The sequence below is a fragment of the Pelosinus fermentans JBW45 genome, from assembly GCF_000271665.2.
Classification (GTDB): Bacteria; Bacillota; Negativicutes; order DSM-13327; family DSM-13327; genus Pelosinus; species Pelosinus baikalensis.
On sequence record NZ_CP010978.1, the window covers coordinates 1,999,279 to 2,022,851 of the forward strand.

The 23,573-nt window shown below is 39.5% G+C and carries 22 protein-coding genes and 1 other annotated feature; all 22 genes read left to right on the forward strand.

What is annotated here, in order from left to right:
- Window positions 1–139 precede the first annotated feature (139 nt).
- The 22 genes from JBW_RS08495 (at window position 140) to JBW_RS08595 (ending at window position 23,568) form a co-directional block, all read left to right on the forward strand.
- Window positions 140–1,411, forward strand: a complete 1,272-nt coding sequence (locus JBW_RS08495) for an SLC13 family permease (RefSeq protein ID WP_007957277.1) — start codon at window positions 140–142, stop codon at window positions 1,409–1,411.
- A 125-nt stretch (window positions 1,412–1,536) separates the two neighbouring features.
- Entirely contained in the window at window positions 1,537–2,043 is a 507-nt protein-coding gene (locus tag JBW_RS08500; protein ID WP_007957279.1) for a hypothetical protein, read from the forward strand.
- 178 nt (window positions 2,044–2,221) lie between these two features.
- Window positions 2,222–2,776: a 3'-5' exonuclease gene (locus JBW_RS08505; protein ID WP_007957280.1), complete on the forward strand. Its 555-nt coding sequence runs from the start codon at window positions 2,222–2,224 to the stop codon at window positions 2,774–2,776.
- A 267-nt stretch (window positions 2,777–3,043) separates the two neighbouring features.
- Window positions 3,044–4,330: an SLC13 family permease gene (locus JBW_RS08510; protein WP_007957282.1), complete on the forward strand. Its 1,287-nt coding sequence runs from the start codon at window positions 3,044–3,046 to the stop codon at window positions 4,328–4,330.
- Between the two features lie 116 nt (window positions 4,331–4,446).
- Window positions 4,447–4,681, forward strand: a binding site (T-box leader).
- A gap of 106 nt (window positions 4,682–4,787) precedes the next feature.
- Window positions 4,788–7,466: a valine--tRNA ligase gene (locus tag JBW_RS08515; RefSeq protein WP_007957285.1), complete on the forward strand. Its 2,679-nt coding sequence runs from the start codon at window positions 4,788–4,790 to the stop codon at window positions 7,464–7,466.
- Between the two features lie 180 nt (window positions 7,467–7,646).
- A complete protein-coding gene (locus JBW_RS08520; RefSeq protein ID WP_036681198.1) occupies window positions 7,647–8,930 on the forward strand; it encodes a bifunctional folylpolyglutamate synthase/dihydrofolate synthase in 1,284 nt (427 codons plus the stop codon).
- A 113-nt stretch (window positions 8,931–9,043) separates the two neighbouring features.
- Window positions 9,044–10,306: an O-antigen ligase family protein gene (locus JBW_RS08525; RefSeq protein WP_007957287.1), complete on the forward strand. Its 1,263-nt coding sequence runs from the start codon at window positions 9,044–9,046 to the stop codon at window positions 10,304–10,306.
- 312 nt (window positions 10,307–10,618) lie between these two features.
- Entirely contained in the window at window positions 10,619–11,269 is a 651-nt protein-coding gene (locus JBW_RS08530) for a redox-sensing transcriptional repressor Rex (RefSeq protein WP_007957288.1), read from the forward strand.
- 30 nt (window positions 11,270–11,299) lie between these two features.
- On the forward strand, window positions 11,300–12,808 hold the full coding sequence (locus tag JBW_RS08535) for an acetyl-CoA hydrolase/transferase family protein (protein WP_045820605.1): 1,509 nt from the start codon (window positions 11,300–11,302) through the stop codon (window positions 12,806–12,808).
- 15 nt (window positions 12,809–12,823) lie between these two features.
- Complete coding sequence (locus JBW_RS08540) at window positions 12,824–14,470, forward strand: acyl-CoA mutase large subunit family protein (protein ID WP_007958060.1); 1,647 nt, start codon at window positions 12,824–12,826, stop codon at window positions 14,468–14,470.
- 19 nt (window positions 14,471–14,489) lie between these two features.
- Complete coding sequence (locus JBW_RS08545) at window positions 14,490–14,882, forward strand: cobalamin B12-binding domain-containing protein (RefSeq protein WP_007958059.1); 393 nt, start codon at window positions 14,490–14,492, stop codon at window positions 14,880–14,882.
- A gap of 49 nt (window positions 14,883–14,931) precedes the next feature.
- Window positions 14,932–15,870, forward strand: a complete 939-nt coding sequence (gene meaB, locus JBW_RS08550; protein ID WP_007959487.1) for a methylmalonyl Co-A mutase-associated GTPase MeaB — start codon at window positions 14,932–14,934, stop codon at window positions 15,868–15,870.
- Window positions 15,871–15,890: 20 nt separating this feature from the next.
- Window positions 15,891–16,298, forward strand: a complete 408-nt coding sequence (mce, locus tag JBW_RS08555) for a methylmalonyl-CoA epimerase (protein WP_007959485.1) — start codon at window positions 15,891–15,893, stop codon at window positions 16,296–16,298.
- A 96-nt stretch (window positions 16,299–16,394) separates the two neighbouring features.
- Window positions 16,395–17,924 (forward strand): methylmalonyl-CoA decarboxylase subunit alpha, encoded by a 1,530-nt coding sequence (mmdA, locus tag JBW_RS08560; RefSeq protein WP_007959484.1) that lies wholly within the window; start codon window positions 16,395–16,397, stop codon window positions 17,922–17,924.
- An 18-nt stretch (window positions 17,925–17,942) separates the two neighbouring features.
- Complete coding sequence (locus JBW_RS25265) at window positions 17,943–18,089, forward strand: hypothetical protein (protein ID WP_007959483.1); 147 nt, start codon at window positions 17,943–17,945, stop codon at window positions 18,087–18,089.
- 35 nt (window positions 18,090–18,124) lie between these two features.
- On the forward strand, window positions 18,125–18,514 hold the full coding sequence (locus tag JBW_RS08565) for a biotin/lipoyl-containing protein (RefSeq protein ID WP_007959482.1): 390 nt from the start codon (window positions 18,125–18,127) through the stop codon (window positions 18,512–18,514).
- A gap of 357 nt (window positions 18,515–18,871) precedes the next feature.
- Complete coding sequence (locus JBW_RS08570; protein ID WP_007959481.1) at window positions 18,872–19,297, forward strand: SoxR reducing system RseC family protein; 426 nt, start codon at window positions 18,872–18,874, stop codon at window positions 19,295–19,297.
- Between the two features lie 153 nt (window positions 19,298–19,450).
- Window positions 19,451–20,773: an electron transport complex subunit RsxC gene (gene rsxC / locus JBW_RS08575; protein WP_007959480.1), complete on the forward strand. Its 1,323-nt coding sequence runs from the start codon at window positions 19,451–19,453 to the stop codon at window positions 20,771–20,773.
- Between the two features lie 12 nt (window positions 20,774–20,785).
- Window positions 20,786–21,775 (forward strand): RnfABCDGE type electron transport complex subunit D, encoded by a 990-nt coding sequence (locus tag JBW_RS08580; protein ID WP_007959479.1) that lies wholly within the window; start codon window positions 20,786–20,788, stop codon window positions 21,773–21,775.
- Between the two features lie 5 nt (window positions 21,776–21,780).
- Window positions 21,781–22,347, forward strand: coding sequence for an RnfABCDGE type electron transport complex subunit G (locus tag JBW_RS08585; RefSeq protein WP_007959478.1), 567 nt, complete (start codon window positions 21,781–21,783; stop codon window positions 22,345–22,347).
- Window positions 22,348–22,357: 10 nt separating this feature from the next.
- On the forward strand, window positions 22,358–22,987 hold the full coding sequence (gene rsxE, locus JBW_RS08590; protein WP_007959477.1) for an electron transport complex subunit RsxE: 630 nt from the start codon (window positions 22,358–22,360) through the stop codon (window positions 22,985–22,987).
- A complete protein-coding gene (locus JBW_RS08595; protein ID WP_007936191.1) occupies window positions 22,987–23,568 on the forward strand; it encodes an electron transport complex protein RnfA in 582 nt (193 codons plus the stop codon). Before rsxE ends, JBW_RS08595 begins: the two co-directional genes overlap by 1 nt.
- The last annotated feature ends 5 nt before the right edge of the window (window positions 23,569–23,573 follow it).

Genomic DNA, 23,573 nt, shown 5'->3' on the forward strand with positions numbered 1-23,573 from the left:
CATCTGAATCATAGTTCAAACCATTCGTTAGAGCTAATCCGTGAATAAAGCCGTATTTATGAAGAGTGATGTACTATAGAATCTAGATATCAAATATAAAAGTTTAATGAGAGTTTGTTGTAAATAGGAGGAGAATTATATGTCGCCAGCGATCATAACACTTATTGTGTTGGGAATTGTAGCTTTATTATTTGTTACAGAGGCGATACCTTTGGCTATTGCAGCTATGGGTGGAGCCATTGCCTTAGGTATTCTGGGGGTCATTCCTATAACTCAAGTATTCTCGGGGCTTTCTAACTCCACAGTTATTCTATTTGCAGGTATGTTTGTGATTGGCGGTTCTATGTTTCATACGGGCCTTGCTCAAAAAATGGGGGAAACCGTCGTGAAATATGCTGGTAAGAGCGAAAATGGTTTGATGTTTGCTGTGATGCTTATTACTGCAGTTTTATCAGCCGTTAGCTCCAATACTGGTACAACAGCAGCGCTTATGCCCGTAATTATCGGCATTTGCGCCGTGGCTAAGATTTCAGCTTCTCGTCAGCTTATGCCTTTGGCATTTGCTGCTGGCTTAGGAGGGATTATAACCCTTGTTGGTACGCCTCCTAATATTATTGCGGCTGGTGCGTTAAAAGCTGCTGGTTTTGAGCCCTTTGGTTTTTTCGAATTTGCTTGGATCGGTATTCCCCTTACGATTGCTGGCATGTTATACATGATGTTTATTGGGAAACATTTGTTGCCTAAAATGGAAATTTCAACAGAGCAAGAAATTGAACAAGAGATTGAAGTGAGTGTGAATGATCCCAAGAAAATGTGGATTTCGGGTATTATCCTGCTTGCTGTAGTTATTGTTATGGGACTTGATCTTAAAGCAATACCTCTTGAGATTGCTGCTATTATTGGAGCGATTCTTGCTGTACTTACGGGCTGCTTAAAGGAAAAACAAGCCTATCATAGTATTGATTGGGTAACTATTTTTCTCTTTGCAGGTATGATGCCGATTGCTGCTGCTATGGAAAAGAGCGGGGCAGGCAAGATGATAGCCGATATTGTTGTAAATGCAATGGGAGGAAGTCCATCACCGATGGTAGTGACTGCAAGTCTCTTTATTCTTTCTTGCGGCTTGACACAGTTTATGTCTAATACTGCTTCAACTGCTTTGTTAGCACCGATTGGCATTTCCATTGCCAAAGGAATTGGGGCCAGTCCCCATGCTGTATTGATGGCGATTGCTGTTGCTGCATCCTGCGCTTTTGCCACTCCTGTTGGAACTCCGCCGAATACGCTGGTGCTTGGTCCTGGTGGATATAAATTTATGGACTATGTGAAAGCTGGGAGCGGTCTTGTTCTTGTCTGCTTTATCGTTTCCATTATTATTATTCCGATGGTGTGGCCATTTTTTCCGAAATAAGATAATCCTTTGTCGAGGGGGCAAGAAGATGCTTGCTCCCTTGATTGTATTTACGATATGATAATAATAAGAGTTTTCTTGAAAAAGGGTCTTGCATTCTAAAAGACTGGAACACAGGAGGTATTATGGTAAAATATCAAGAAACGTCACAATTTTGCAAAGAAAAACTTTTCTGGATGGGTCTATCTGTCATTGCACTTATTATATGGATGGGAATTGAGATTCAATCTTATACTGCGGGGAAACCCAGTTTCCTTGGCATAGCCTATATTGGTTTGTTTTGTGGATTATTACTGTGGCGTTATGCTGTACGCTATACCTATGTGCTAACCAATCAAGAGCTAATCATTACAAGTCAATTCCTCTATGCTTCTCGTACATTTACAGTCAGTTTAGACTCTCTGGAGAGCTATTGTAATCAATATAAAGGAAATATCTTTAAGCGTAAGGGCGTAAGCCGCCTTGTTCATCGATATTCGGCTGCTGATGGCAGAGTTACTCGAATGCTAACATTTACTGAAAAAGAAAAAAGCTGTGGTTTACTCCTTAAAATCAGCGATACATTTATGAATAAGCTGAAGACCTTGCGACCGAAGATATATGAAATCATGTATGACAATCGAAATCATTAAGAAATGGGTGTAAGAATATCTTGCAAAAGTTGAGGTATTCCTACATCTATTTTTTGATGCGCAGAAGAATTTAGACTGTGAACTTTACGGAGATAATGATATACTACAAAGTATAATTATTTTTAGTAGCTATATTTTATTATAGAGAGGAGCAGCGCGCACCTAGCGCCAAAGGATAATGGATTTTGTTGCAATTGATTTTGAAACGGCCAATGCCAGCCGATCGAGTGTATGTAGTATGGCGGCTGTAACAGTAGAAAATGGACAGATTGTGCGCTCGGCTTATTCGTTAATTCGACCACCTGTGCTAAAGTTTGATTTTCGTAATATACAAGTTCACGGCATACATCCAGAACAGGTATTGAATAAACCAACCTTTGATCAACTGTGGGAAAGAATCCGGCCGCATCTTGAAAATAAGATCGTGATCGCTCACAATGCGACCTTTGATATTAGTGTATTACGAAGTATCTTACGAGAATATTCTTTACCTGTTCCTGCGTTTAAGCATGCTTGTACGGTTCAAATTGCCAAAAAAGCATGGCCAGGTGGAGAAAACTATAAGTTAAATACCCTGGCCCAGCGTTTTCGGATCGATTTTGATCATCATAATGCTTTGCATGATGCTCGAACTTGTGCTCAAATCGCTCTGCTTGCCGGGCAGGAATTAAAAGCGAATAATTTTTTGCAGATGATGCATTTGCTAAAGCTTTCGGTAAAAAATTTTATGTGAGTGTAATGGACATGAAAAGTAATCTTGTGGTAAAATGTTTTTAGTTTACGTAACCTGATATTGTTATTTATATGGTGTGAGTATATACCTAGAACAAGTACATATGGGAACGTTTATGGAGGAGTCTGTCACCCGACAGGCTTCTTTTTGCATTTTTGGGGAAGACTAAGGGAGAAAAGGGGTTGAAATAATGATTAGGAACAAAATTGCAATGAATAAGCTTTATAAGATTTTTATCAAATACTAGGAGATAAGAGGAGACGTTATATGGAAAAATCACTCATTGCGGTCATTGTTTTTTTAGTGGCATATGCCCTAATTATTTCAGAAAAGATCCATCGTACAGTTACTGCTTTAGGAGGGGCTGTTTTATTAATTTTGTTTCAGGTAATTAGCCAAGAAACCGCGTTTCATCATATTGATTTCAATACGATTGGTCTTTTAATCGGGATGATGATTATGGTTTCGATTGTTAGTCAAACAGGCTTATTTAATTATTTAGCAATATGGGCAGCTAAAAAAGTGAATGCTGATCCTGTGAAACTCTTAGTTTCACTTGCTATTTTAACTGCTGTAAGTTCGGCACTTTTAGACAACGTAACAACGGTGCTTTTAATGACTCCTGTTATTTTTAGCATAACAGCTCAGCTGAAAGTTACGCCGATACCGTATTTAATCACAGAAATCATAGCGTCAAATATTGGCGGTACGGCAACCCTGATTGGTGATCCTCCGAATATTATGATTGGCAGTGCCGTGAAAGAGTTAACATTTGCAGCATTTGTTAATAATTTAGCATTGATTTCATGTTTCATTCTGATTATTACCTTAGGGATATTGGTGCTTATTTATCGCAATCGTTTGAAGACTACGGAAGAACTTAAAGCGAAAGTAATGGAACTGGATGAGAAAAAGCAACTTCAAGATATTCCTCTGCTTAAAAAATCGTTGTTTGTACTTTCAATTACTATCGGTGCTTTCTGCTTCCATCAGGTTCTTCATTTAGAGTCGGCTACGGTTGCCCTTTCCGGAGCAGTACTATTATTAGTAATGACTTATGCCCAATCGGAACATGAACTGGAAAGAATTTTTCACAAAATCGAATGGTTAACGATTTTCTTCTTCGTTGGCTTGTTTATCCTGGTCTCTGGGTTAGTCGAGACGGGTATTATTTCCGTATTAGCCCAAGATCTAATGAAATTAACGGCAGGTAATTCCGTGGCTACTGCAATGGTGATCTTGTGGCTGAGTGCTATTGCTTCGGCTTTTGTTGATAATATTCCCTTTGTGGCTACGATGATTCCCCTTATCAAAGAAATGGGAACCATGGGCGTTGCTAATCTTGAACCTCTCTGGTGGAGCTTAGCTCTGGGGGCTTGTTTAGGAGGGAATGGAACGTTAATTGGAGCTAGCGCTAATGTGATAGTTGTGGGGCTAGCCGCACAAAATGGTCATAGCATTTCTTTCATGAAATACTTTAAAGTGGCATTTCCTTTAATGATACTATCAATTGTGATTTCTAGTATCTATATTTATTTAAGGTATCTTGGATAACTATAGGCATGAGATAAGCTGCTAATTGACTAGATATTTATTTTCTAGAGTATAGAATCTTGTATGTATTCTTGACAAATACTATATACTATGGGTATAGTATATAGTATATATTTTTAGAGGCTATGATAGGAAGGAGTACGTTATTACCGCCGTATAGAGAGGAGATCCGTGGCTGAAAGATCTCTCGGAAGTGGGATAGCGGAAGGTAGTCCTGGAGCTATTGCATTGAACTGATAGTAGGTGCAGTCGGTATGCCCCGTTATGGCATTAGAGTTCGAATGACTGCTAGAAGTAGTTATCTCGAAGAAGCAAGGTGGTACCACGAAAGCATGCTCTTTCGTCCTTTTAGGATGAAAGAGCTTTTTATTATTTTCTCTGCGTTCTCTGTACCTCTGCGGTTAAAAGAACGTCTAAATATTTTCTAATATGATTAAAATAGTAGGAGGATCTCTAGATGGAAAAGAATATTCCAACTGTGTATGACCCACAGGCAGTGGAAGAAAAGTGGTATAAATATTGGGAAGATAATGGTTTCTTTCATGAGGACGTAAATAAGGACAAAAAACCTTTTAGCATTGTGATTCCCCCGCCTAATGTAACTGGGCAGTTACATATGGGCCATGCTTTAGACAATGCCTTGCAGGACATTCTAATTCGTTTTCGCCGTATGCAAGGCTACAATACCTTGTGGATGCCAGGAACCGACCATGCTGGTATTGCTACGCAAATAAAAGTAGAAGAAATGTTGGTTAAAGAAGGCAGCTCTCGCCACGATCTGGGGCGTGAGAAGTTTATCGAAAAAGTTTGGGAATGGAAAGAGCAGTATGGGGATCGGATTATTAAACAATTAAAAAGTTTAGGTGCTTCTTGTGATTGGCAAAGAGAGCGCTTTACCATGGATGAAGGCTGTTCTGAAGCAGTGCGTGAGGTTTTTGTCTCATTATACGAGAAGGGACTTATTTATCAGGGCAACCGCATTACCAATTGGTGTCCTCGTTGTAATACTGCACTTAGCGATATTGAAGTAGAACATGAAGAAAAACCAGGGAATTTATATCATGTTCGTTATCTGGTAAAGGGAAGCCAAGGGGAATATGTGACGGTGGCTACGACTCGGCCAGAAACCATGCTGGGTGATACAGCAGTAGCTGTGAATCCAGAAGATGCTCGTTATCGTGATTTAATTGGGAAACAATTAGTATTGCCTTTAGTAGGACGACTGATTCCAGTTATTGCAGATGAATATGTAGATCCTGCTTTTGGTACAGGTGCTGTTAAGATTACGCCTGCTCATGATCCGAATGATTTTGAAATGGGGTTGCGTCATAATTTACCCCAAATCGTTGTAATTGCTAACGATGGTACAATGGCAGCGGATACTGGTAAATATACAGGGCTGGATCGTTATGAGTGTCGTAAAATATTGGTTGCTGACTTAGAAGAATTAGGCTCTTTGGTAAAAGTGGATGACCATATGCATGCTGTAGGGCATTGTCAGCGTTGTTCTACTGTTGTGGAACCATTAGTATCTAAGCAGTGGTTTGTTAAAATTCAGTCATTAGCAGAACCGGCGATTGAGGCTGTGACAACAAGTGCCATTCAGTTTGTGCCTGAACGATTTACTAAAACTTATATTAATTGGATGGAGAATATTCGAGATTGGTGTATTTCTCGCCAGCTTTGGTGGGGACATCGTATTCCAGCTTGGTATTGTGAATGTGGAGAAACCATTGTAGCCCGTGAAGCAGTTACTGCATGCCCTAAATGTGGTAGTCATAACATAGAACAAGATGAGGATGTATTAGATACTTGGTTTAGCTCCGGCTTATGGCCTTTTTCTACCATGGGATGGCCAGAAGATACAGAAGAATTAGAGCAGTTTTACCCTACAAGTGTACTGGTAACTGGTTATGATATTATTTTCTTCTGGGTAGCCAGAATGATTATGATGGGTTTAGAATTTAAGAAGGAAATTCCTTTTAAACATGTATTTATTCATGGCTTGGTGCGTGACTCACAGGGACGTAAAATGAGTAAATCCTTAGGAAATGGGATTGATCCACTAGAGGTTATTGACAAAAATGGTGCAGATACTCTACGTTTTACATTAGTGACTGGTAATACGCCGGGAAATGATATGCGTTTTTATTGGGAGCGGGTAGAGTCTAGCCGTAATTTTGCCAATAAGCTTTGGAATGCATCTCGTTTTGTATTGATGAATTTAGAAGACGTAACCACTGTGGAACAATTAGCAAGTTATGGTGCTACAGCCAAGGAGATGGATTATTTTACATTAGCAGATAAATGGATCTTAAGTCGTTACGCTAAGACGGTGAGTGAGGTAACTCGTAATTTAGAACGCTTTGAATTAGGAGAAGCAGCTCGTCTGTTATATGAATTTATTTGGAATGAATATTGCGACTGGTACATTGAAATGGCAAAAGCCAGATTGTACAACAAGGAAGCAGTCGAGGCTCGGAATACTGCTCAGTATGTCTTATGGTATGTATTAGAAAATACGTTAAAACTATTGCATCCATTTATGCCATTTATTACAGAAAGTATTTGGCAGCATTTGCCTCATGATGGACAGAGCATCATGGTAGCTGATTGGCCTGCTGACAGTTCAGCAACACTCATTAATGAAGATACGGAACAACAGATGGTTACAATGATGGAAACCATTAAGTCAATTCGTAATATGAGAGCGGAAGTGAACGTGCCACCAGGGAAAAAGAGTGAAGTTATTTTGCAAATTACAGCTAGTGAATTTCAGCAGGTGTTTGCAAGTAATTTACAGTATATAAAAACTCTGGCTTCAGCAGAGTCGGTCCAATTATTAGGAGCCGATGACGCCAAACCAGATAATGCGATGACTGCAGTAGTGAGTGGTGTGGAAATTTACCTGCCATTAAAAGGTTTAATTGATATAGAAAAAGAATCTCTTCGATTAAATAAAGAATTAACAATATTAGGGAAAGAAATTGCTCGTATTGAAGGAAAGCTTTCCAATGAAGGTTTTGTAGCGAAGGCTCCAGCAGAAGTGATTGCAAAAGAAAAAGCAAAAGCAGAAGAGTATCAAGAAAAGCAAACAGCAATTCGGGAACGCTTGGCTTATTTGGCTACGCTGTAGAGAGTATAAGGTAATAAATATAGTGGTATGATTTGTGAACCACAAAGGTACAGTGTCGATATAAGGCATATAAAGTAGGTATGTAGGAAGTTGATTATAGTTTCCTTTGTGTCCTTTGTACTTTTGTGGTTCCATTATTTTACTCTACTTTGTCAGTTTATTTTGGAAGGTGTGAAAACAATGACATATGAAGAATCCCTAACCTATTTAGCTAATCTAACTAAGTTTGGAATTAATTTAGGTTTAGCTAGAATTGAAAAACTATTAGAATTAATGGACCATCCAGAAAGAAAATTTAAAACCATTCATATAGCAGGTACTAATGGCAAAGGATCAACGACAGCAATGTTAGCATCCATTCTAAGGGCTTCAGGAATAAACACAGGTATGTATACATCGCCGCATTTATCTGCGTATACAGAACGTATGATTGTGAATGGAAAAGAAATTACTCCTGATCAATTTGGAGAGGCTATTGCGTATACAAGTAGATTTATGGATAAAATAGTAGCACAAGGATTAGGTCATCCAACTGAATTTGAAGTGCTAACGGCAGCTGCGTTTTATTATTTTGCAGCCTGTGGCGTGGAGTATGCTGTCATTGAAGTTGGTTTGGGCGGGCTTTTAGATTCAACGAATGTGATTATGCCTGAAATATCAGTGATTACTAACGTTACTTTGGACCATACAGATAAATGTGGCAACACCGTAAGGGAAATTGCCCATCATAAATCAGGAATTATTAAAAAAAATGTCCCGGTGATTACAGGTGCCCAAGGAGAAGCTTTAGATGTTATAAAAAATATCTCACAAAAAAGCGCAGCGATTTGTTACGTATACAGAGAAGATTTTTCAGCAACATTTCTTGAAATGGAAGGGGAATGTCAAAGAATAATGGTAGCGGTTGGAACCGAAAGAAAAGCAGTTCCTTTTCTTGTTAATCTTCTGGGTGGACATCAAGTCGATAATTGTGCAGTAGCAGTTATGACTGCAATGGTTCTGGGGAAAAATGAAAAACGTATTGATCTATCTGCAATCGAAAAGGGACTACTAACAGTACGATGGCCTGGACGGTTTGAGGTAATGCCTGGAAGACCTACTGTGATTATTGATGGTGCACATAATCCTGATGGGATGAGAGCACTGCGGGAAAATTTAGATCGATTTTGTAAAGGGAAAAATATAGTTTTCTTGTTAGGAATTTTACAAGATAAAGATGTGAAGACTATGGTTATGACATTAATACGATCGCAAGATAAAGTAGTTGTTGTGGCCCCTATGTCTGAAAGAGCAGGAAAACCAGAAATAGTTGCCCGGGAAATAAAGGCTGAACATGTAGAAGTCGCTTCTTCCATTGAGGAGGGGGTAAAACGTGCCAAATTATTAGCCGGTGAAGACGATATTCTCTGTGTTGCGGGTTCCTTATATCTAATTGGTGCTGTCCGAAAAATAATATGTAGCTAGACAAATGACTCTTTCTTAGCTATAATTAAAAATGGTATTGAATTTGGCAATTACTAAATAGTATGAGTACGTAGAAAATACTAAATGGTAAGTGCTATTAGACGGGTGAATTTATGTATATAACATATAGAACTACCCATACTCAGTATTTTTTAGAATATTTGATTGAGCACTGCATACTGGCGGTGACCTTTTTTTTGCCATTGTCTCTTAAATGGAGCAGTGTCTTTCTAGGTCTAGGTGCTTTGTTATGGCTGGGAAAGATCATAGTTCTACAAAAACTGGATTTTAAGGCGACCCCTTTCGATGCTGGTATAGCCTTATTGGTTCTATTATCTGCAGCTTCTATTTTGGCATCCCCTGATAGAGACTTTAGTTTTTATAACTATTACAACTTAATGGGACGATACATATTACTTTACTATTTGGTTGTCAATAATATGCGTTCTAGCAGTCAAGTAAAGCGGCTTATATGGAGTATGTTAGCATCAGCGGTAGTGGTTGCTATGTATGGCTTTTATCAATATTTTTTTGGGGCTACCCTCTCAGCTCTTGAGTGGGTAGATGGAGAGCAGTTTCCAGATCTAAAGATGCGAGTTTTTTCTACTCTGGAAAATCCTAATTTGTTGGCTGGGTTTTTAGTTACCATGATGGCGATTGCTTCAGGTATGGGATATAAAGCGCAGGAGAATAAGTATAAAATAGTATATTCTGTGTTAGTAATCTTGTTTGGGGGATGTTTACTTCTTACCTATTCGCGAGGTGCCTGGCTTAGTGTATTAGCCATTGTGGCTATGTATGGTATGTTGTGCAATCGTAAAGTATTTTGGCTGCTGTTGTTATTGCCTGTTATTGCATTTTTTGCTCATGATGCATTACTAGAGCGGCTTATGTCAATTATGAATCCTACCGATACTTCATCAACGCTGCGGTTGGCTCTATGGGAGAGCACAATCGCTATGATTGTGAATAAGCCATTTCTAGGCATTGGTTGGGGAGCCTATTGGATGGTATATCCCGACTATGATTTTTTCATAAATAATCCGAATACTAAGATTTTTCATGCTCATAATATGTATTTAAATATTGCTGCTGAAATTGGTATTCCAGGTTTGATTACTTTCTTAACGATCATGTGTGGACACTTGCGTTTAGCCTTATCTTCAGTAAGAGAGTCTATTCGATGGTCATCCGGAATTATGTTAGGAATTGTGGGAGCGATATTTGGTCTGATTGTAAATGGATTTACGGATTATGTAATGTTTAATATACAGCTATCCATGTTGTTTTGGTTGCTGAATGCACTCATTGTAGTAGTGTGGCAGCAAAATTCTCAGCGGCAAGATCAGAATTATCGATTGAAAAAAGTAATATAGAGTATTGTTACAAAAAATAGAGCCATTGTGCTCTATTTTTGCTATCAAGGAAAACAAAGCCTTTAAGAATGCGGTTTATGCGTTAATTGCATATTACATAGAATAGAAGGAATTAAAATGTATTTTTGGCATAAAAAGTAAGAATGAGTTGAAAATAATTAAAAAATTTAAATAAAAATAAAATAATATCTTAATAAGAGGCAGGATTTTTTAGTTTATGTGAGAAATTGTACATACTAGAGAAATGAGAGAAAATAGAGAAAAGAATGTTAACTGCTCATTCGCCACTTACATTCGAGGGAGGATTCTGGCTTGAAAGACAGTAAAGACAAAATTTCCATTTCCAAGGCCACGATAGATCGTTTACCATTGTATTTTCGGACCTTGAGGCTAAGTCAGGAAGAAGGTATGGAGATTATTTCTTCTGAAGAACTGGGGCAACGTCTAGGAGTGACTCCGGAACAAATTCGTAAAGATTTAGCTTCTTTTGGTCAATTTGGTAAAAAGGGTGTTGGCTATTATGTGAGTGAACTCATTCGCAATATAGGAGAAATCTTAGGACTTGATTACAATTGGCACATTGCTGTGGTGGGTGTAGGACACTTAGGCTGGGCATTGGCTAATTACCGTAATTTTGATTCCCTAGGTTTCAATTTAGTAGCTATGTTTGATGTTGATCCCAATAAAATTGGGCAATGTATAAAAGGTACAGAGGTCTTTCATTTAGACCGCTTAAAAGAGGTGATGGAGGAAAGGACAATTCATATTGGCATTATTGCCGTGCCCGAAATGTATGCTCAGGAAGTAGCTGATCAATTAGTTGCTGCTGGAGTACGGGGCATATGGAATTTTGCCCCGAGAAAAATTAAGGTGCCTGAAGCTGTTCGAGTTATCAATGAAGACTTGTCAGTAGGATTAAGTAGCTTATCCTTCTACTTAGCCCGGCAGACACCAACAAATTAATCACTCAAATGTATGGAGGAAAGTGTTAAAATGATTGATATCAAAGATCGTGTGCGTAACAAAGCGCTTCATGCCAAAATCGTGAGCGCGGAAGAAGCAGCGACAGTTATTAAGCCTGGAATGAATATCGGAACCAGTGGATTTACGCCATCTGGTTATCCAAAAGCCGTACCGTTGGCATTAGCTGAACGAATCAAAAAAGAACATTTCCAAATTAACCTTTGGACTGGTGCATCCGTAGGAAAAGAATTAGATGGTGCGTTAGCCGCCGTAAATGGGATTAATAAACGATTACCCTATCAGACCAATAATGAGATTCGCAAATCCTTAAATTCAGGTGGCGTAAAATACTGCGATTTACATTTGAGTCACACAGCTCAAATGTCTCGATATGGATTTTTAGGTGGTAAGGTGGATGTAGCGATTGTTGAAGCATGTGCCATTACCGAAGAAGGACATATTATACCGACCACATCCATGGGCAACTCTGCCTCCTTTGTGCAAAGTGCCGACATTGTGATCGTGGAAGTCAATACAAGCCAGCCCTTAGCCTTAGAAGGAATGCATGATGTATATATTCCGCTGGATCCTCCTCATCGTCTGCCAATTCCGATTGTAAAAGCCGATGATCGTATTGGAACCAATTATATTCCATGCGGTCTTGATAAAATAACCTACATCGTTCCATGTGATATTCGGGATGATGTTCGTGATTTAGCAGCCATTGATGATGATGCTAGAGCTATGAGCGCACTTTTTATTGACTTTTTGAAAAAAGACATAAAAGCCGGCCGTATGCCAAAAGGACTCTTACCGTTGCAATCGGGTGTAGGTTCCGTTGCCAATGCAGTAGTAAGCGGCTTTGCTGAATCTGATTTTACAGATTTAGAAGTTTACACTGAAGTTATTCAAGATGGAATGTTGGATTTAGCGGATGCTGGTAAGTTAAAATCTGCTTCTGGTACTTCGTTCTCCCCATCTCCTGCAGGACTAGAACGATTCTACAAAAATATTGATACCTATCGTAAAATCATGATGCTGCGTCCTCAGGAAATAGCAAATAGTCCTGAAATTGCCAGAAGAATTGGTGTTATTGCCATGAATACAGCCATTGAGCTTGATATTTATGGAAATGTAAATTCGACCCATATCATGGGTACAAAAATGATGAATGGTATAGGTGGTTCAGGAGATTTTGCTCGTAATGCGTATCTAACCTGCTTCTTTAGTACCTCCACTGCCAAAAATGGAGCCATTTCATCCATTGTTCCCATGGTTTCTCATGTGGATCATACAGAACATGATGTTGATATATTTGTAACTGAATTGGGTGTGGCCGACGTCCGTGGACTTAGTCCCAAAGAACGGGCGCGGGTAATTATAGAAAATTGTGCTCATCCGGACTATAAGCCTATGCTGATGGATTATCTGGAAAGAGCCGAAAAAGCGACCAAATACGCACAAACACCACATATTTTAACAGAAGCACTTTCATGGCATACCCGGTTTATAGAGACCGGCACCATGAAGAAGCAGTAAAGGAGGATTATTAGTATGGATAATGAAAGCTTAAAATTAAAAGTGGCAGAGTATACTGCCAAAGTAGAAAAAGCAAGTGCCAAATTCCCAGAACGTAAAAACCTGGAGTATAACCGATTGTATACTCCACTAGACCTTGAGGGTCAAGACTATGAAAAAGATTTAGGATTACCAGGATCCTATCCATTTACCCGTGGTGTGCAGCCGACTATGTATCGCGGTCGTTTCTGGACAATGCGTATGTATGCTGGCTTCTCAACAGCTGAAGAATCTAACAAACGGTATCGTTACCTCTTAGAATCTGGTGGTACAGGTCTATCTTGCGCCTTTGACTTACCTACTCAAATCGGCTATGACTCTGATGATATCATTTCCGAAGGTGAAGTCGGTAAAGTAGGGGTAGCCATTGACTCTTTGGCAGATATGGAAATTTTGTTTGACCAAATCGATTTGGCCAAAGTATCCACTTCGATGACCATTAATGCACCCGCATCTGTACTTCTTGCGATGTATATTGCAGTAGCTGAGAAAAATGGCATTGGACCAGAAAAATTAAATGGTACCATTCAAAATGATATTTTGAAAGAGTATGCAGCTCGCGGTACTTACATTTTCCCTCCCAAGCCTTCCATGCGTTTGATTACCAATATCTTTGAATATTGTTCAAAGAATGTACCGAACTGGAATACCATTTCCATCTCTGGTTATCACATTCGTGAAGCTGGTTCAACTGCAGCGCAAGAAATTGCTTTCACCATTGCAGATGGTATTGCGTACTGCGAAGCCGCAATTAAAGCTGGACTTGATGTAGATGCCTTTGCTGGTCGTTTATCCTTCTTCTGGAATGCTCACAATAATGTATTAGAAGAAGTAGCAAAATTCCGTGCTTCTCGTCGTGTATGGGCCAAAATCATGAAAGAACGCTTTGGTGCTAAAAACCCTAAATCCTGGATGCTTCGTGTACATACACAAACAGCAGGATCCATGCTAACTGCGCAACAGCCTGATAACAATGTAGTACGTGTTGCCTTACAGACCGCAGCAGCCGTTATGGGTGGTACTCAGTCCTTACACACAAACTCTAAAGATGAAGCATTGGCATTGCCAACGGAAGCTTCCGTACGTGTTGCTCTTCGTACCCAGCAGATTGTAGCCTATGAAAGTGGTTTAGCAGATGTAGTAGATCCTTTAGCTGGTTCTTACTATGTAGAAGCAATGACGAACCAAATCGAAGCAGAAGCATTGAAATACATTCAGAAAATTGATGACATCGGCGGTGCTGTTGTTGCGATTGAAGAAGGTTATATCCAACGAGAAATTCAAGACAGTGCTTATAAATGGCAAAAAGAAGTAGAAAACAACGATCGAGTGATTGTTGGTGTGAACAAATTCCAAATTGAAGAAAAACCAGTAGAAGGCCTCTTGCGTGTAGATGCTTCTGTAGGTGAATTGCAAAAGAAAAAGCTTGCTGATCTAAGAGCAAAACGAGATAATGCTGCTGTAACTGCGGCTTTAGCAAAACTAGAAGCAGCTTGCGGTGATGACAGCGTTAATTTGATGCCAATCATCTTGGAAGCAGTAAAAACCTATGCAACACTTGGTGAAATTTGTGGCGTAATGCGTAAAGTTTTTGGTGAATACCAAGCGCATGCAACACTGTAAGAGGATAGGAGGAATAACGATGGAAAAACGTGTTAGAGTATTAGTTGCAAAACCAGGTTTGGATGGACATGATCGGGGAGCGAAAGTAGTAGCTCGCGCTTTGCGTGATGCTGGCTTTGAGGTTATTTATACGGGTCTGCGCCAAACTCCCGAGCAAATAGCAGAAGCTGCGTTGCAAGAAGACGTAAATGTAATTGCCTTAAGTTTATTATCTGGTGCTCACAATCACTTGTTCCCACGTATTGTTGAGTTAATCCGTGAAAAAGGTATGACGGATGTATTAATAATTGGTGGCGGAGTTATACCTGATGCTGATATACCTGTTCTTAAAGCAGCTGGTATATCCGAAGTGTTTACGCCAGGTACATCAACAACTACTATCATTGACTACATCAAGGAAAATGTGAAATAAAAATAATATAGCCCAGGCTGTGTTACAGTAGCATAAGGTGGTGTAACCAATGAATATTGCAGATGAATTATTAAAAGGTTCTCGATTAGCCCTGTCCAGGGCTATCACGGCTGTGGAGAATGAATATGATGATGCAGTATCGATTATGCAAACATTATATTCTCATACTGGTAATGCTCATATTATTGGTATTACTGGACCACCAGGCGCAGGCAAGAGTACATTAACGGATAAACTAGCTAAAGAATATCGCCGTCAAGGGAAAACCGTAGGTATTATTGCAATTGATCCTACAAGCCCCTTTTCAGGTGGAGCTATCTTAGGTGACCGTATTCGCATGAATGAACTAACCTTGGATCAAGGTGTTTTCATTCGCAGTATGGGTACTAGAGGCAGTTTGGGTGGTTTATCCCGTAAGACATCGGAAGCGATTAAGATTTTAGATGCTTTTGGTTTTGATGTGGTTCTTGTTGAAACCGTTGGTGTAGGGCAGTCAGAAGTCGATATTGTCAAAACCGCTGATACTACTTTAGTAGTATTAGTACCTGGTTTAGGTGATGATATTCAGGCAATTAAAGCCGGTATATTAGAAATTGGTGATGTTTTTGCCATTAATAAGGCAGATCATGAAGGGGTTGACCGCCTTCACACCGAGCTAGAAATGATGCTAGACTTAAATCAGGATAAAATAGAGTGGCGTCCACCGATTCAACGTGTTATAGCAAATCGTGGTGAAGGTATAAACGAGTTAGCTGAAGCGATTGAAAAGCAGATTGTTCACTCAAAAGAATCGGGTCAATTTGTCAACCGTCGCACCAATCGTACCAAAAGTGAATTGTTAGCGATGCTTGATGAACAGGTTGGAAGATATGTGCGAAAACAGCTTTCGGATTATGGAAAATTCGATGAGTTGGTAATCAGTGTAGAAAAACGCGAAAAAAATCCGTATGCTGTTGTTGGCGACATAATGACAACTATTTTACGATAATTGAAAAAGGAGGATTTACTATGTTTAAAACATTAAAGGTAGACCATATTGGTATTGCCGTAAAAGATCTAGAACAGGCTAAGAAGTTTTATAGCGAAGTACTTGGTATGGAAGCAGCAGGCGAGGAAACTGTAGAACAACAGAAAGTGAAAGTTTGTTTCTATCCTTGTGGAGATAGTGAGATTGAGCTTTTAGAATCCACTTCACCAGATGGTCCTATTGCTAAATATATTGACAAGAATGGTGAAGGTATACAGCATCTTGCTTTGCGTGTGGATAATATCGAAGCTGCGATTGCTGATTTGAAAGCAAAAGGTGTACGTATGATTGATGAAGTACCTCGTTACGGTGCAGGCGGGGCCTCAATTGCTTTTGTTCATCCTAAAGCGACTGGCGGCATTTTACTTGAGTTATCAGAACGTAAATAAGAGTTGATAGAGTTATATAATGTATACAATTAGAAAATATTGCGAATTATATAGTCTTACTATATAGTGATATTTGAATGTTGTTGGAGGTGTAAAATGGCTACAGTCCAAGAGAAGATTGAAGATTTAAAAGCAAGGCAGGAAAAAATCAAATTAGGCGGCGGTCAAAAGCGGATCGATAAGCAACATGCTACTGGCAAGTTAACTGCTCGTGAGCGTGTAGAAAAACTATTAGATCCTAATACGTTTGTTGAATTGGATCAGTTTGTTACTCATCGCTGTGTAAATTTTGATATGGCTTCCGTAAATGCTCCTGCTGAAGGCGTTATTACTGGCTATGGAACAATTGAAGGACGTTTAGTGTATGTATTTGCTCAAGATTTTACTGTAGTAGGTGGATCGTTAGGTGAAATGCATGCTGCTAAAATTGTTAAAGTACAACAGTTAGCCTTGAAAATGGGGGCTCCTATCATTGGTATTAATGATTCAGGCGGCGCACGTATCCAAGAAGCAGTAGATGCACTCGCCGGCTATGGTAAAATATTCTATAATAATACACTGGCTTCAGGGGTAATTCCTCAGATTTCAGTTATTATGGGACCGTGCGCTGGTGGTGCAGTGTATTCTCCAGCTCTGACTGATTTCATTTATATGGTTAAGAACACCAGTCAAATGTTTATTACTGGTCCGCAAGTAATTAAGTCTGTTACGGCGGAAGAAGTTACAGCTGAAGCGTTGGGTGGGGCTATGACTCACAATACAACCTCCGGGGTAGCTCATTTTGTTGCGGAAAATGATGAGGATTGCTTAGAGCAAATCCGTTGTTTGATGAGCTTCTTGCCTGGTAATAACCTAGAAGGATCTCCAGTCGTCTTAAATACAGATGATGTAAATCGTATGGAAGAGTCTTTAAATACGCTGTTACCTGATAATCCAAATCAACCTTATAACATGAAAGATATTATTTCTGCCATTGTTGATAATGGTGATTTCTATGAAGTACAGCCGTATTTTGCAAGAAATATTCTTACTTGCTTTGCTCGTTTCGATGGTCAAACAGTAGGCATTATTGCTAACCAGCCGTCAGTAATGGCAGGTTGCTTAGATGTGGATGCATCTGATAAGTCTGCTCGCTTTATTCGTTTTTGTGACGCCTTTAATATTCCTTTGGTCAACTTAGTTGACGTTCCAGGATTCTTACCAGGTGTTAGTCAAGAATATGGTGGAATTATTCGTCATGGTGCCAAAATGCTGTATGCTTATTCAGAAGCAACAGTGCCAAAAGTGACAGTAATTACTCGTAAAGCTTATGGTGGTTCTTACTTAGCAATGTGTTCACAAGATTTGGGTGCGGATCAGGTCATGGCTTGGCCAACATCTGAGATTGCTGTTATGGGACCTGCCGGTGCAGCAAACATAATATTCCGTGGCGATCCAGACGTTAAAGCCAAGACTGAACAATATATAGCAGAATTTGCCACTCCATATAAAGCGGCAGAACGTGGTTTCGTTGATCAGGTTATTGAACCAAAAGAAACTAGGCCTCGTATCATCACTGCTTTAAGTATGCTGGCTAGCAAGCGCGAACAACGGCCACAAAAGAAACATGGCAACATTCCTCTATAAAGGAAGGTGTGGAATAGTATGAAGATAGATGCAAAAGGTGTTTCCCCAGAAGTAGTAGCAGTTATTACTGCGGCTATTTATGAAATGTTGGGCACAGGTTTTCAGGCTGTAAAAATTATACGTAATAGCAATGAATGGTCTATTGCTGGTCGCAAAAACGCATAAAATAAGCATATTATAAATATTTGGAGGTTAGTAAAATGAAGAAATTTAATATTACTGTGAATGGTACTGCATATCAGGTTGAAGTAGAAGAAGTAAAAGAAGCAAAAGCAGTGGCTGCTCCTGCAGCAAAACCTGCTGCTGCTCCGGCTGCTCCTAAAGCAGCAGCTCCAGTTGCCGCTGCTGCACCTGCTGCTGCTGAAGTTGGCGCTGGTGAAACTGGTGTTCCTTCTCCAATGCCTGGCAAAATTGTAAAAGTACTTGCTAAAGCAGGACAAGCAGTGAAAAAAGGCGATGTTTTGTTGATTCTTGAAGCAATGAAAATGCAAAATGAGATTACTGCTCCTGTTGATGGCACTGTAAAATCCATTAATGTAGCAGCTGATCAAAGTGTAAAACCTAACGAAGTTTTGGCTGTTATTAAGTAAATAAAAATTATTTAATATAAATTAATAATTTTAAGGGCTGTCTCAAGGGATTTTTATAATCCTTGAGCCAGCCCTTTATTTTCAATATAAAACATAAAGTGATTTAGGTAGTTGATCTCATCAAAGATGTGTATTAGTTTATTGTACGAATTTACAAAATAAAACCAAATTATTAGAATTATCAAACAATAACTATAATATTAGAATAACAAATAGCGGCAAATAACGTGAAAAAAGTAACTGCTGTAGGATATAGAATATTGTTTCTGAATGATTGACAGAGGCTAATTAATTGGTGTAGAGTAAACTTATGTGATTTATATTCCAACAGGCAGAAATGTAGAAAGGAGCTCTTTTATGGATAAGCAGCAAGAAGGAATTGTTCTTGAAGTGGTTGGCAATCATTTGGCAAAAGTAAAGACAAGTCGCCATAATGACTGTGAAAACTGTGGAGCTTGTCCCGGAAATTCGGCATTGGTACTTGAGGCGAGAAATGATATAGGAGCCAAGATTGGTCAGCGTGTAGCTATCGAAGTCAGAGAAGTGAATATGTTAAAAGCTGCTTTTATTGTGTATATTTTACCACTAATCTTAGTCTTTATTGGTGCGGTTATAGGTGGAATCTTTGCCGAGCATTTAAGCTATCGGCCATTATGGTTTCAGATTATTGGTGGTATGTTTGCTTTCATTTTATCAGTCGTGTATATTAAATTTTTCGATTCTGCTGCCAGATCCGATAGTAAGATGCAACCGATGATTGTACGAATTTTATCTAATGACTAAAGCTCTTAATGCCTCTATCTATTGTAGGTCAGAGCTAAGTTAAAGGATAAGAGGGACAAGGTTTAATGAAGGAAAACCTTCATTTGAATTAAGCCTTTCTTTAGCAGGCTGAGGAAAATAAATGACATTAGTTAGTTTAAGAGGGGTGAAATTATGGCAAAAAGCTTTCGTGGGGGTGTACATCCCGACGACCGTAAAAGGTATACCGCAAGTAAACCGATTGAAATTGCGCCTATACCTGAGAAAGTCATTATTCCTGTGAGACAACACATTGGTGCACCATGTTCACCAATAGTAAAAGTTGGGGATTTAATTAAAAAAGGGCAAGTGATAGCTGAAGCACAGGCTTTCGTTTCAAGCCCGATACATGCTTCTACTTCAGGTAAGGTAGTAGAGCTTGCTGAGTATCCTCATCCAGTATTTGGTGCCTGCATGTCCGTTGTTATTGAAAGTGATGGGCAAGATGAATGGGTAGAAGGTTTGCCTCTGCAACGTGACTGGAAAACCTTAGAGGCAGCAGAAATTAAGGAAATTATTCGTCAAACAGGTATGGTTGGCATGGGGGGAGCAACGTTTCCTACACATGTAAAAATGGCTCCACCTGCAGAAAAACCGATTCATACTTTTATATTAAATGCAGCAGAATGCGAACCATTTCTTACTGCAGATCATCGAGTGATGTTAGAACAGTCAGAAAGAATCGTGACTGGTATGCAAATTGCAATGAAAGTATTGGGCGTAAGTAAAGGATATATAGGCATAGAAGAAAATAAGCCTGATGCAATTGCTGTAATGAATAAAGCCTGTACTGGAATTGCCGAAATCGAAGTAGTACCCCTTCAGACGAAATATCCCCAGGGGGCAGAAAAAACATTGATTGGCGTAATTTGCGGTACTGATGTACCTTCTGGTGGATTGCCAATGGATGTTGGTGTAGTAGTTCAAAATGTTGGTACTGTGGTAGCCATTGCAGATGCTGTAGAAAAAGGAATCCCATTGATTGAACGGGTAACAACTGTTACTGGTGGTGCGATTGCGCAACCTAAAAACTTATTACTACGAATTGGTACTACATTTGCCCAAGCTGTAGCATTGTGTGGTGGATTTACCGAAGTACCAGTTAAAGTGATTATGGGTGGACCTATGATGGGAATGGCACAACGTACTCTTGATGTGCCCATTATAAAAGGGACATCAGGTATTCTGGCACTAAGTGAAGCTGATGTTAATATTGGTCCGGAGCGTCCCTGTATCCGTTGTGGGCGTTGTGTAGAGGCCTGTCCAATGGGATTGGTGCCTAGCATGCTGAGTATATTAGCTGAACGCAATGCATATTCAGTAGCTAAGGAAGAATATGATTTATTGGATTGTGTGGAGTGCGGCTCTTGTGTATATGTATGTCCTGCAAAACGTAACATCGTTCATTATATTAAATTGTCCAAAGCGCAAAATGCAGCAATGGCGGCGAAGAAATAAGGAGGTGGCTGTATGAGCATAGAAGCAAAAACAAAAATAGAAATAGATAATTTAATGGTTTCGGCATCACCCCACATCCGGTGTGATGAATCAATTTCAAAGATTATGTGGAGCGTTAACGCAGCGCTAGCGCCTGCAGCACTTTTCTCAATCTTTAATTTCGGAATGCCTGCATTTGTTAATCTAGTTATTTGCATTGTTGCCGCAGTAGTAACCGAATACTTAATTTTAAAATGGCAGAATAAGCCTATGGTTATAGGAGATGGCAGTGCCTTTTTAACAGGTTTGCTGCTTGCAATGAATATTCCTGCAACATTGCCGTGGTATATGCCGCTGACGGGGTCCATTTTTGCTATTGCTGTTGCAAAACACACTATGGGTGGTTTAGGATTTAACATTTTTAATCCTGCTCTTATTGGGCGTGCATTTATTCTTGCATCCTGGCCGATTGCTATGACTACTTGGCCAATCTCACGAGATATGGTTGGTAAAGTGGATGGGCTAACATCAGCCACTCCCTTAGGGATTCTAAAACTGCAAGGGTACGAAAAACTTGTAGCGAGTTTCGGTGATCAAGCTACCATGTACAAGTCTTTGTTTTTAGGTGAGCGCGCTGGTAGTATGGGAGAAACTTCAGCAATTCTTCTCCTTTTAGGTGGAATTTATCTAATCTATAAAGGTTATATCAAATGGCAGGTTCCTATAGTTATGATTGGTACTGTAGGAGCTTTGACTGCTGCATTTGGTGGAGATCCACTTCTTCATATGATGTCTGGAGGTCTTATCTTGGGTGCTTTCTACATGGCGACAGACATGGTAACCATTCCAATTACTACTAAGGGTCAAATTATTTTTGCTATAGGAGCCGGTGCTCTTACTGTCCTAATCCGTTTGCAGGGCGGTTATCCTGAAGGCGTATGTTATGCAATATTATTGATGAACTGCGTCACGCCCCTGATTGACCGTTTAGTAAGACCTGTAAAATATGGTGCAAGGAGGTAAGGCATATGGCACATGATGCACATGAACAAAATGATAGCGTTTTTAAAGTAGGTATCAATCTTACACTTGCCTGTTTGCTTTCAAGCGCAGTAATTGCAGGCACTTATGCCGTAACGGCACCAATTGCTGCTAAGACAAGGATCCAGCTTGATAATCAGGCACGTAAGGCACTCGTTGCTGATGCCCAGGATTTTAAAGCCATTGAAGGTAAAACAGGCTGGTATGCAGCACTAAAAGATGGTAAAGTAATTGCATATGTTGTACCAGCTGAAAGTAAAGGTTATGCTGGCGCTATAAAAATGTTGGCTGCTGTATCTGTTGATGGCAAAATTATCGATTATGCGATTCTAAGTCATAAGGAAACCCCAGGTCTTGGGGATAAAGCTGAAAAGCCAGCCTTTCGTAAGCAATTTGCTGGCAAAGCAGCTGAAAATTTAGAAGTAGTAAAAGTTCCTAGTGATAAAAATATTCAGGCGTTAACTGGAGCAACGATTACTTCTCGTGCTGTGACCAAAGGAATTAAGGAAGCTGTGGAAGAAGTATCTGCTTTTACAGCCGACAAAAAGAAGTGAGGTGCTGAATATGAAGAATTTATGGGACATCTTTTATAAAGGGTTATTTGATCAGAACCCCATATTCCGCCTTGCCTTAAGTTTGTGTCCGGCATTGGCGGTTACTTCCAATGTCTATAACGCATTGGCCATGGGGTTGTCAGTTATGTTTGTTATCACTGCGAATAACGTAGTCGTATCCATTTTTCGTAAATGGGTTAATCCTAAAGTGCGGGTTCCTGTATACATTACGTCCATTGCCACGATTGTTACAGTGCTTATTTTAACATTACAAGCTTACCTTCCAGATATATATAAGGAACTCTATCTTTATTTAAATCTTATTGTTGTGTTTGCAATTATTTTAGCTAGGGCAGAAGTATTTGCAGCTAAGAATCCTGTTTTTCTATCATTTTTGGATGGCTTGGGAATGGGTGCAGGTTTTGCTGGTGCCATGGTATTCATTGCCATCGTCCGTGAACTACTTGGTAATGGTACACTAATGGGCATTCAAGTTTTCGGGGCGTCTTATGACCCCGCGCTCATTATGATTTTGCCACCAGGTGGATTTATTATCATAGGGCTCATGATTGCTAGCTTTAATTTGATTGGTCAACACCAAGATAAATTAAAGGCGGCTAAGCAAGGGAGTGATGCATAATGGAGGAATATTTAAAATTATTTGTAGCTTCGGCAATTACCAATAATATGGTGTTGACTCAGTTTTTAGGCTTATGTATCTTTTTCGGTGTATCGAAGAATCTCAACGCCTCAATTGGTATGGGGATGGCAGTTACGTCAGTTATGACAATAAGTACTTTGCTTGCCTGGGCAGTATATAATTATGTTCTTCACCCCCTTGGGTTAGAAGTACTCATGTTAATAACATTTGTAGTACTGATTGCCGGGCTTGTACAATTACTAGAAATGGTTATTAAAAAGCATGCCCCAGCTTTATATAATATGTGGGGAATCTATCTTGTGTTGATTGCGACTAACTGTGTTGTAATTGCCGTGCCGATTACTAATGCTGAGTCTCATAATGGTTTTATGACAAGTTTCGTACTTGCAATTGGCTCTGGAGTCGGATTTGCTTTGGCTCTAATCTTAATGGCTAGCCTGCGTGAAAAACTACAATATGCAGATGTACCAAAATCCTTGGAAGGACTGGGTATTTCTTTCATTTTGGCAGGAATGTTGGCATTGTCATTCTTTGGTTTTTCGGGAATGATCACACTATAATGATA

Bases quoted from the DNA above. Each gene is read 5' to 3' on its own strand.
- JBW_RS08495 (WP_007957277.1), top strand. From the start codon at position 140: ATGTCGCCAGCGATCATAACACTTATTGTGTTGGGAATTGTAGCTTTA.
- JBW_RS08500 (WP_007957279.1), top strand. From the start codon at position 1,537: ATGGTAAAATATCAAGAAACGTCACAATTTTGCAAAGAAAAACTTTTC.
- JBW_RS08505 (WP_007957280.1), top strand. From the start codon at position 2,222: ATGGATTTTGTTGCAATTGATTTTGAAACGGCCAATGCCAGCCGATCG.
- JBW_RS08510 (WP_007957282.1), top strand. From the start codon at position 3,044: ATGGAAAAATCACTCATTGCGGTCATTGTTTTTTTAGTGGCATATGCC.
- JBW_RS08515 (WP_007957285.1), top strand. From the start codon at position 4,788: ATGGAAAAGAATATTCCAACTGTGTATGACCCACAGGCAGTGGAAGAA.
- JBW_RS08520 (WP_036681198.1), top strand. From the start codon at position 7,647: ATGACATATGAAGAATCCCTAACCTATTTAGCTAATCTAACTAAGTTT.
- JBW_RS08525 (WP_007957287.1), top strand. From the start codon at position 9,044: ATGTATATAACATATAGAACTACCCATACTCAGTATTTTTTAGAATAT.
- JBW_RS08535 (WP_045820605.1), top strand. From the start codon at position 11,300: ATGATTGATATCAAAGATCGTGTGCGTAACAAAGCGCTTCATGCCAAA.
- JBW_RS08540 (WP_007958060.1), top strand. From the start codon at position 12,824: ATGGATAATGAAAGCTTAAAATTAAAAGTGGCAGAGTATACTGCCAAA.
- JBW_RS08545 (WP_007958059.1), top strand. From the start codon at position 14,490: ATGGAAAAACGTGTTAGAGTATTAGTTGCAAAACCAGGTTTGGATGGA.
- meaB (WP_007959487.1), top strand. From the start codon at position 14,932: ATGAATATTGCAGATGAATTATTAAAAGGTTCTCGATTAGCCCTGTCC.
- mce (WP_007959485.1), top strand. From the start codon at position 15,891: ATGTTTAAAACATTAAAGGTAGACCATATTGGTATTGCCGTAAAAGAT.
- mmdA (WP_007959484.1), top strand. From the start codon at position 16,395: ATGGCTACAGTCCAAGAGAAGATTGAAGATTTAAAAGCAAGGCAGGAA.
- JBW_RS25265 (WP_007959483.1), top strand. From the start codon at position 17,943: ATGAAGATAGATGCAAAAGGTGTTTCCCCAGAAGTAGTAGCAGTTATT.
- JBW_RS08565 (WP_007959482.1), top strand. From the start codon at position 18,125: ATGAAGAAATTTAATATTACTGTGAATGGTACTGCATATCAGGTTGAA.
- JBW_RS08570 (WP_007959481.1), top strand. From the start codon at position 18,872: ATGGATAAGCAGCAAGAAGGAATTGTTCTTGAAGTGGTTGGCAATCAT.
- rsxC (WP_007959480.1), top strand. From the start codon at position 19,451: ATGGCAAAAAGCTTTCGTGGGGGTGTACATCCCGACGACCGTAAAAGG.
- JBW_RS08580 (WP_007959479.1), top strand. From the start codon at position 20,786: ATGAGCATAGAAGCAAAAACAAAAATAGAAATAGATAATTTAATGGTT.
- JBW_RS08585 (WP_007959478.1), top strand. From the start codon at position 21,781: ATGGCACATGATGCACATGAACAAAATGATAGCGTTTTTAAAGTAGGT.
- rsxE (WP_007959477.1), top strand. From the start codon at position 22,358: ATGAAGAATTTATGGGACATCTTTTATAAAGGGTTATTTGATCAGAAC.
- JBW_RS08595 (WP_007936191.1), top strand. From the start codon at position 22,987: ATGGAGGAATATTTAAAATTATTTGTAGCTTCGGCAATTACCAATAAT.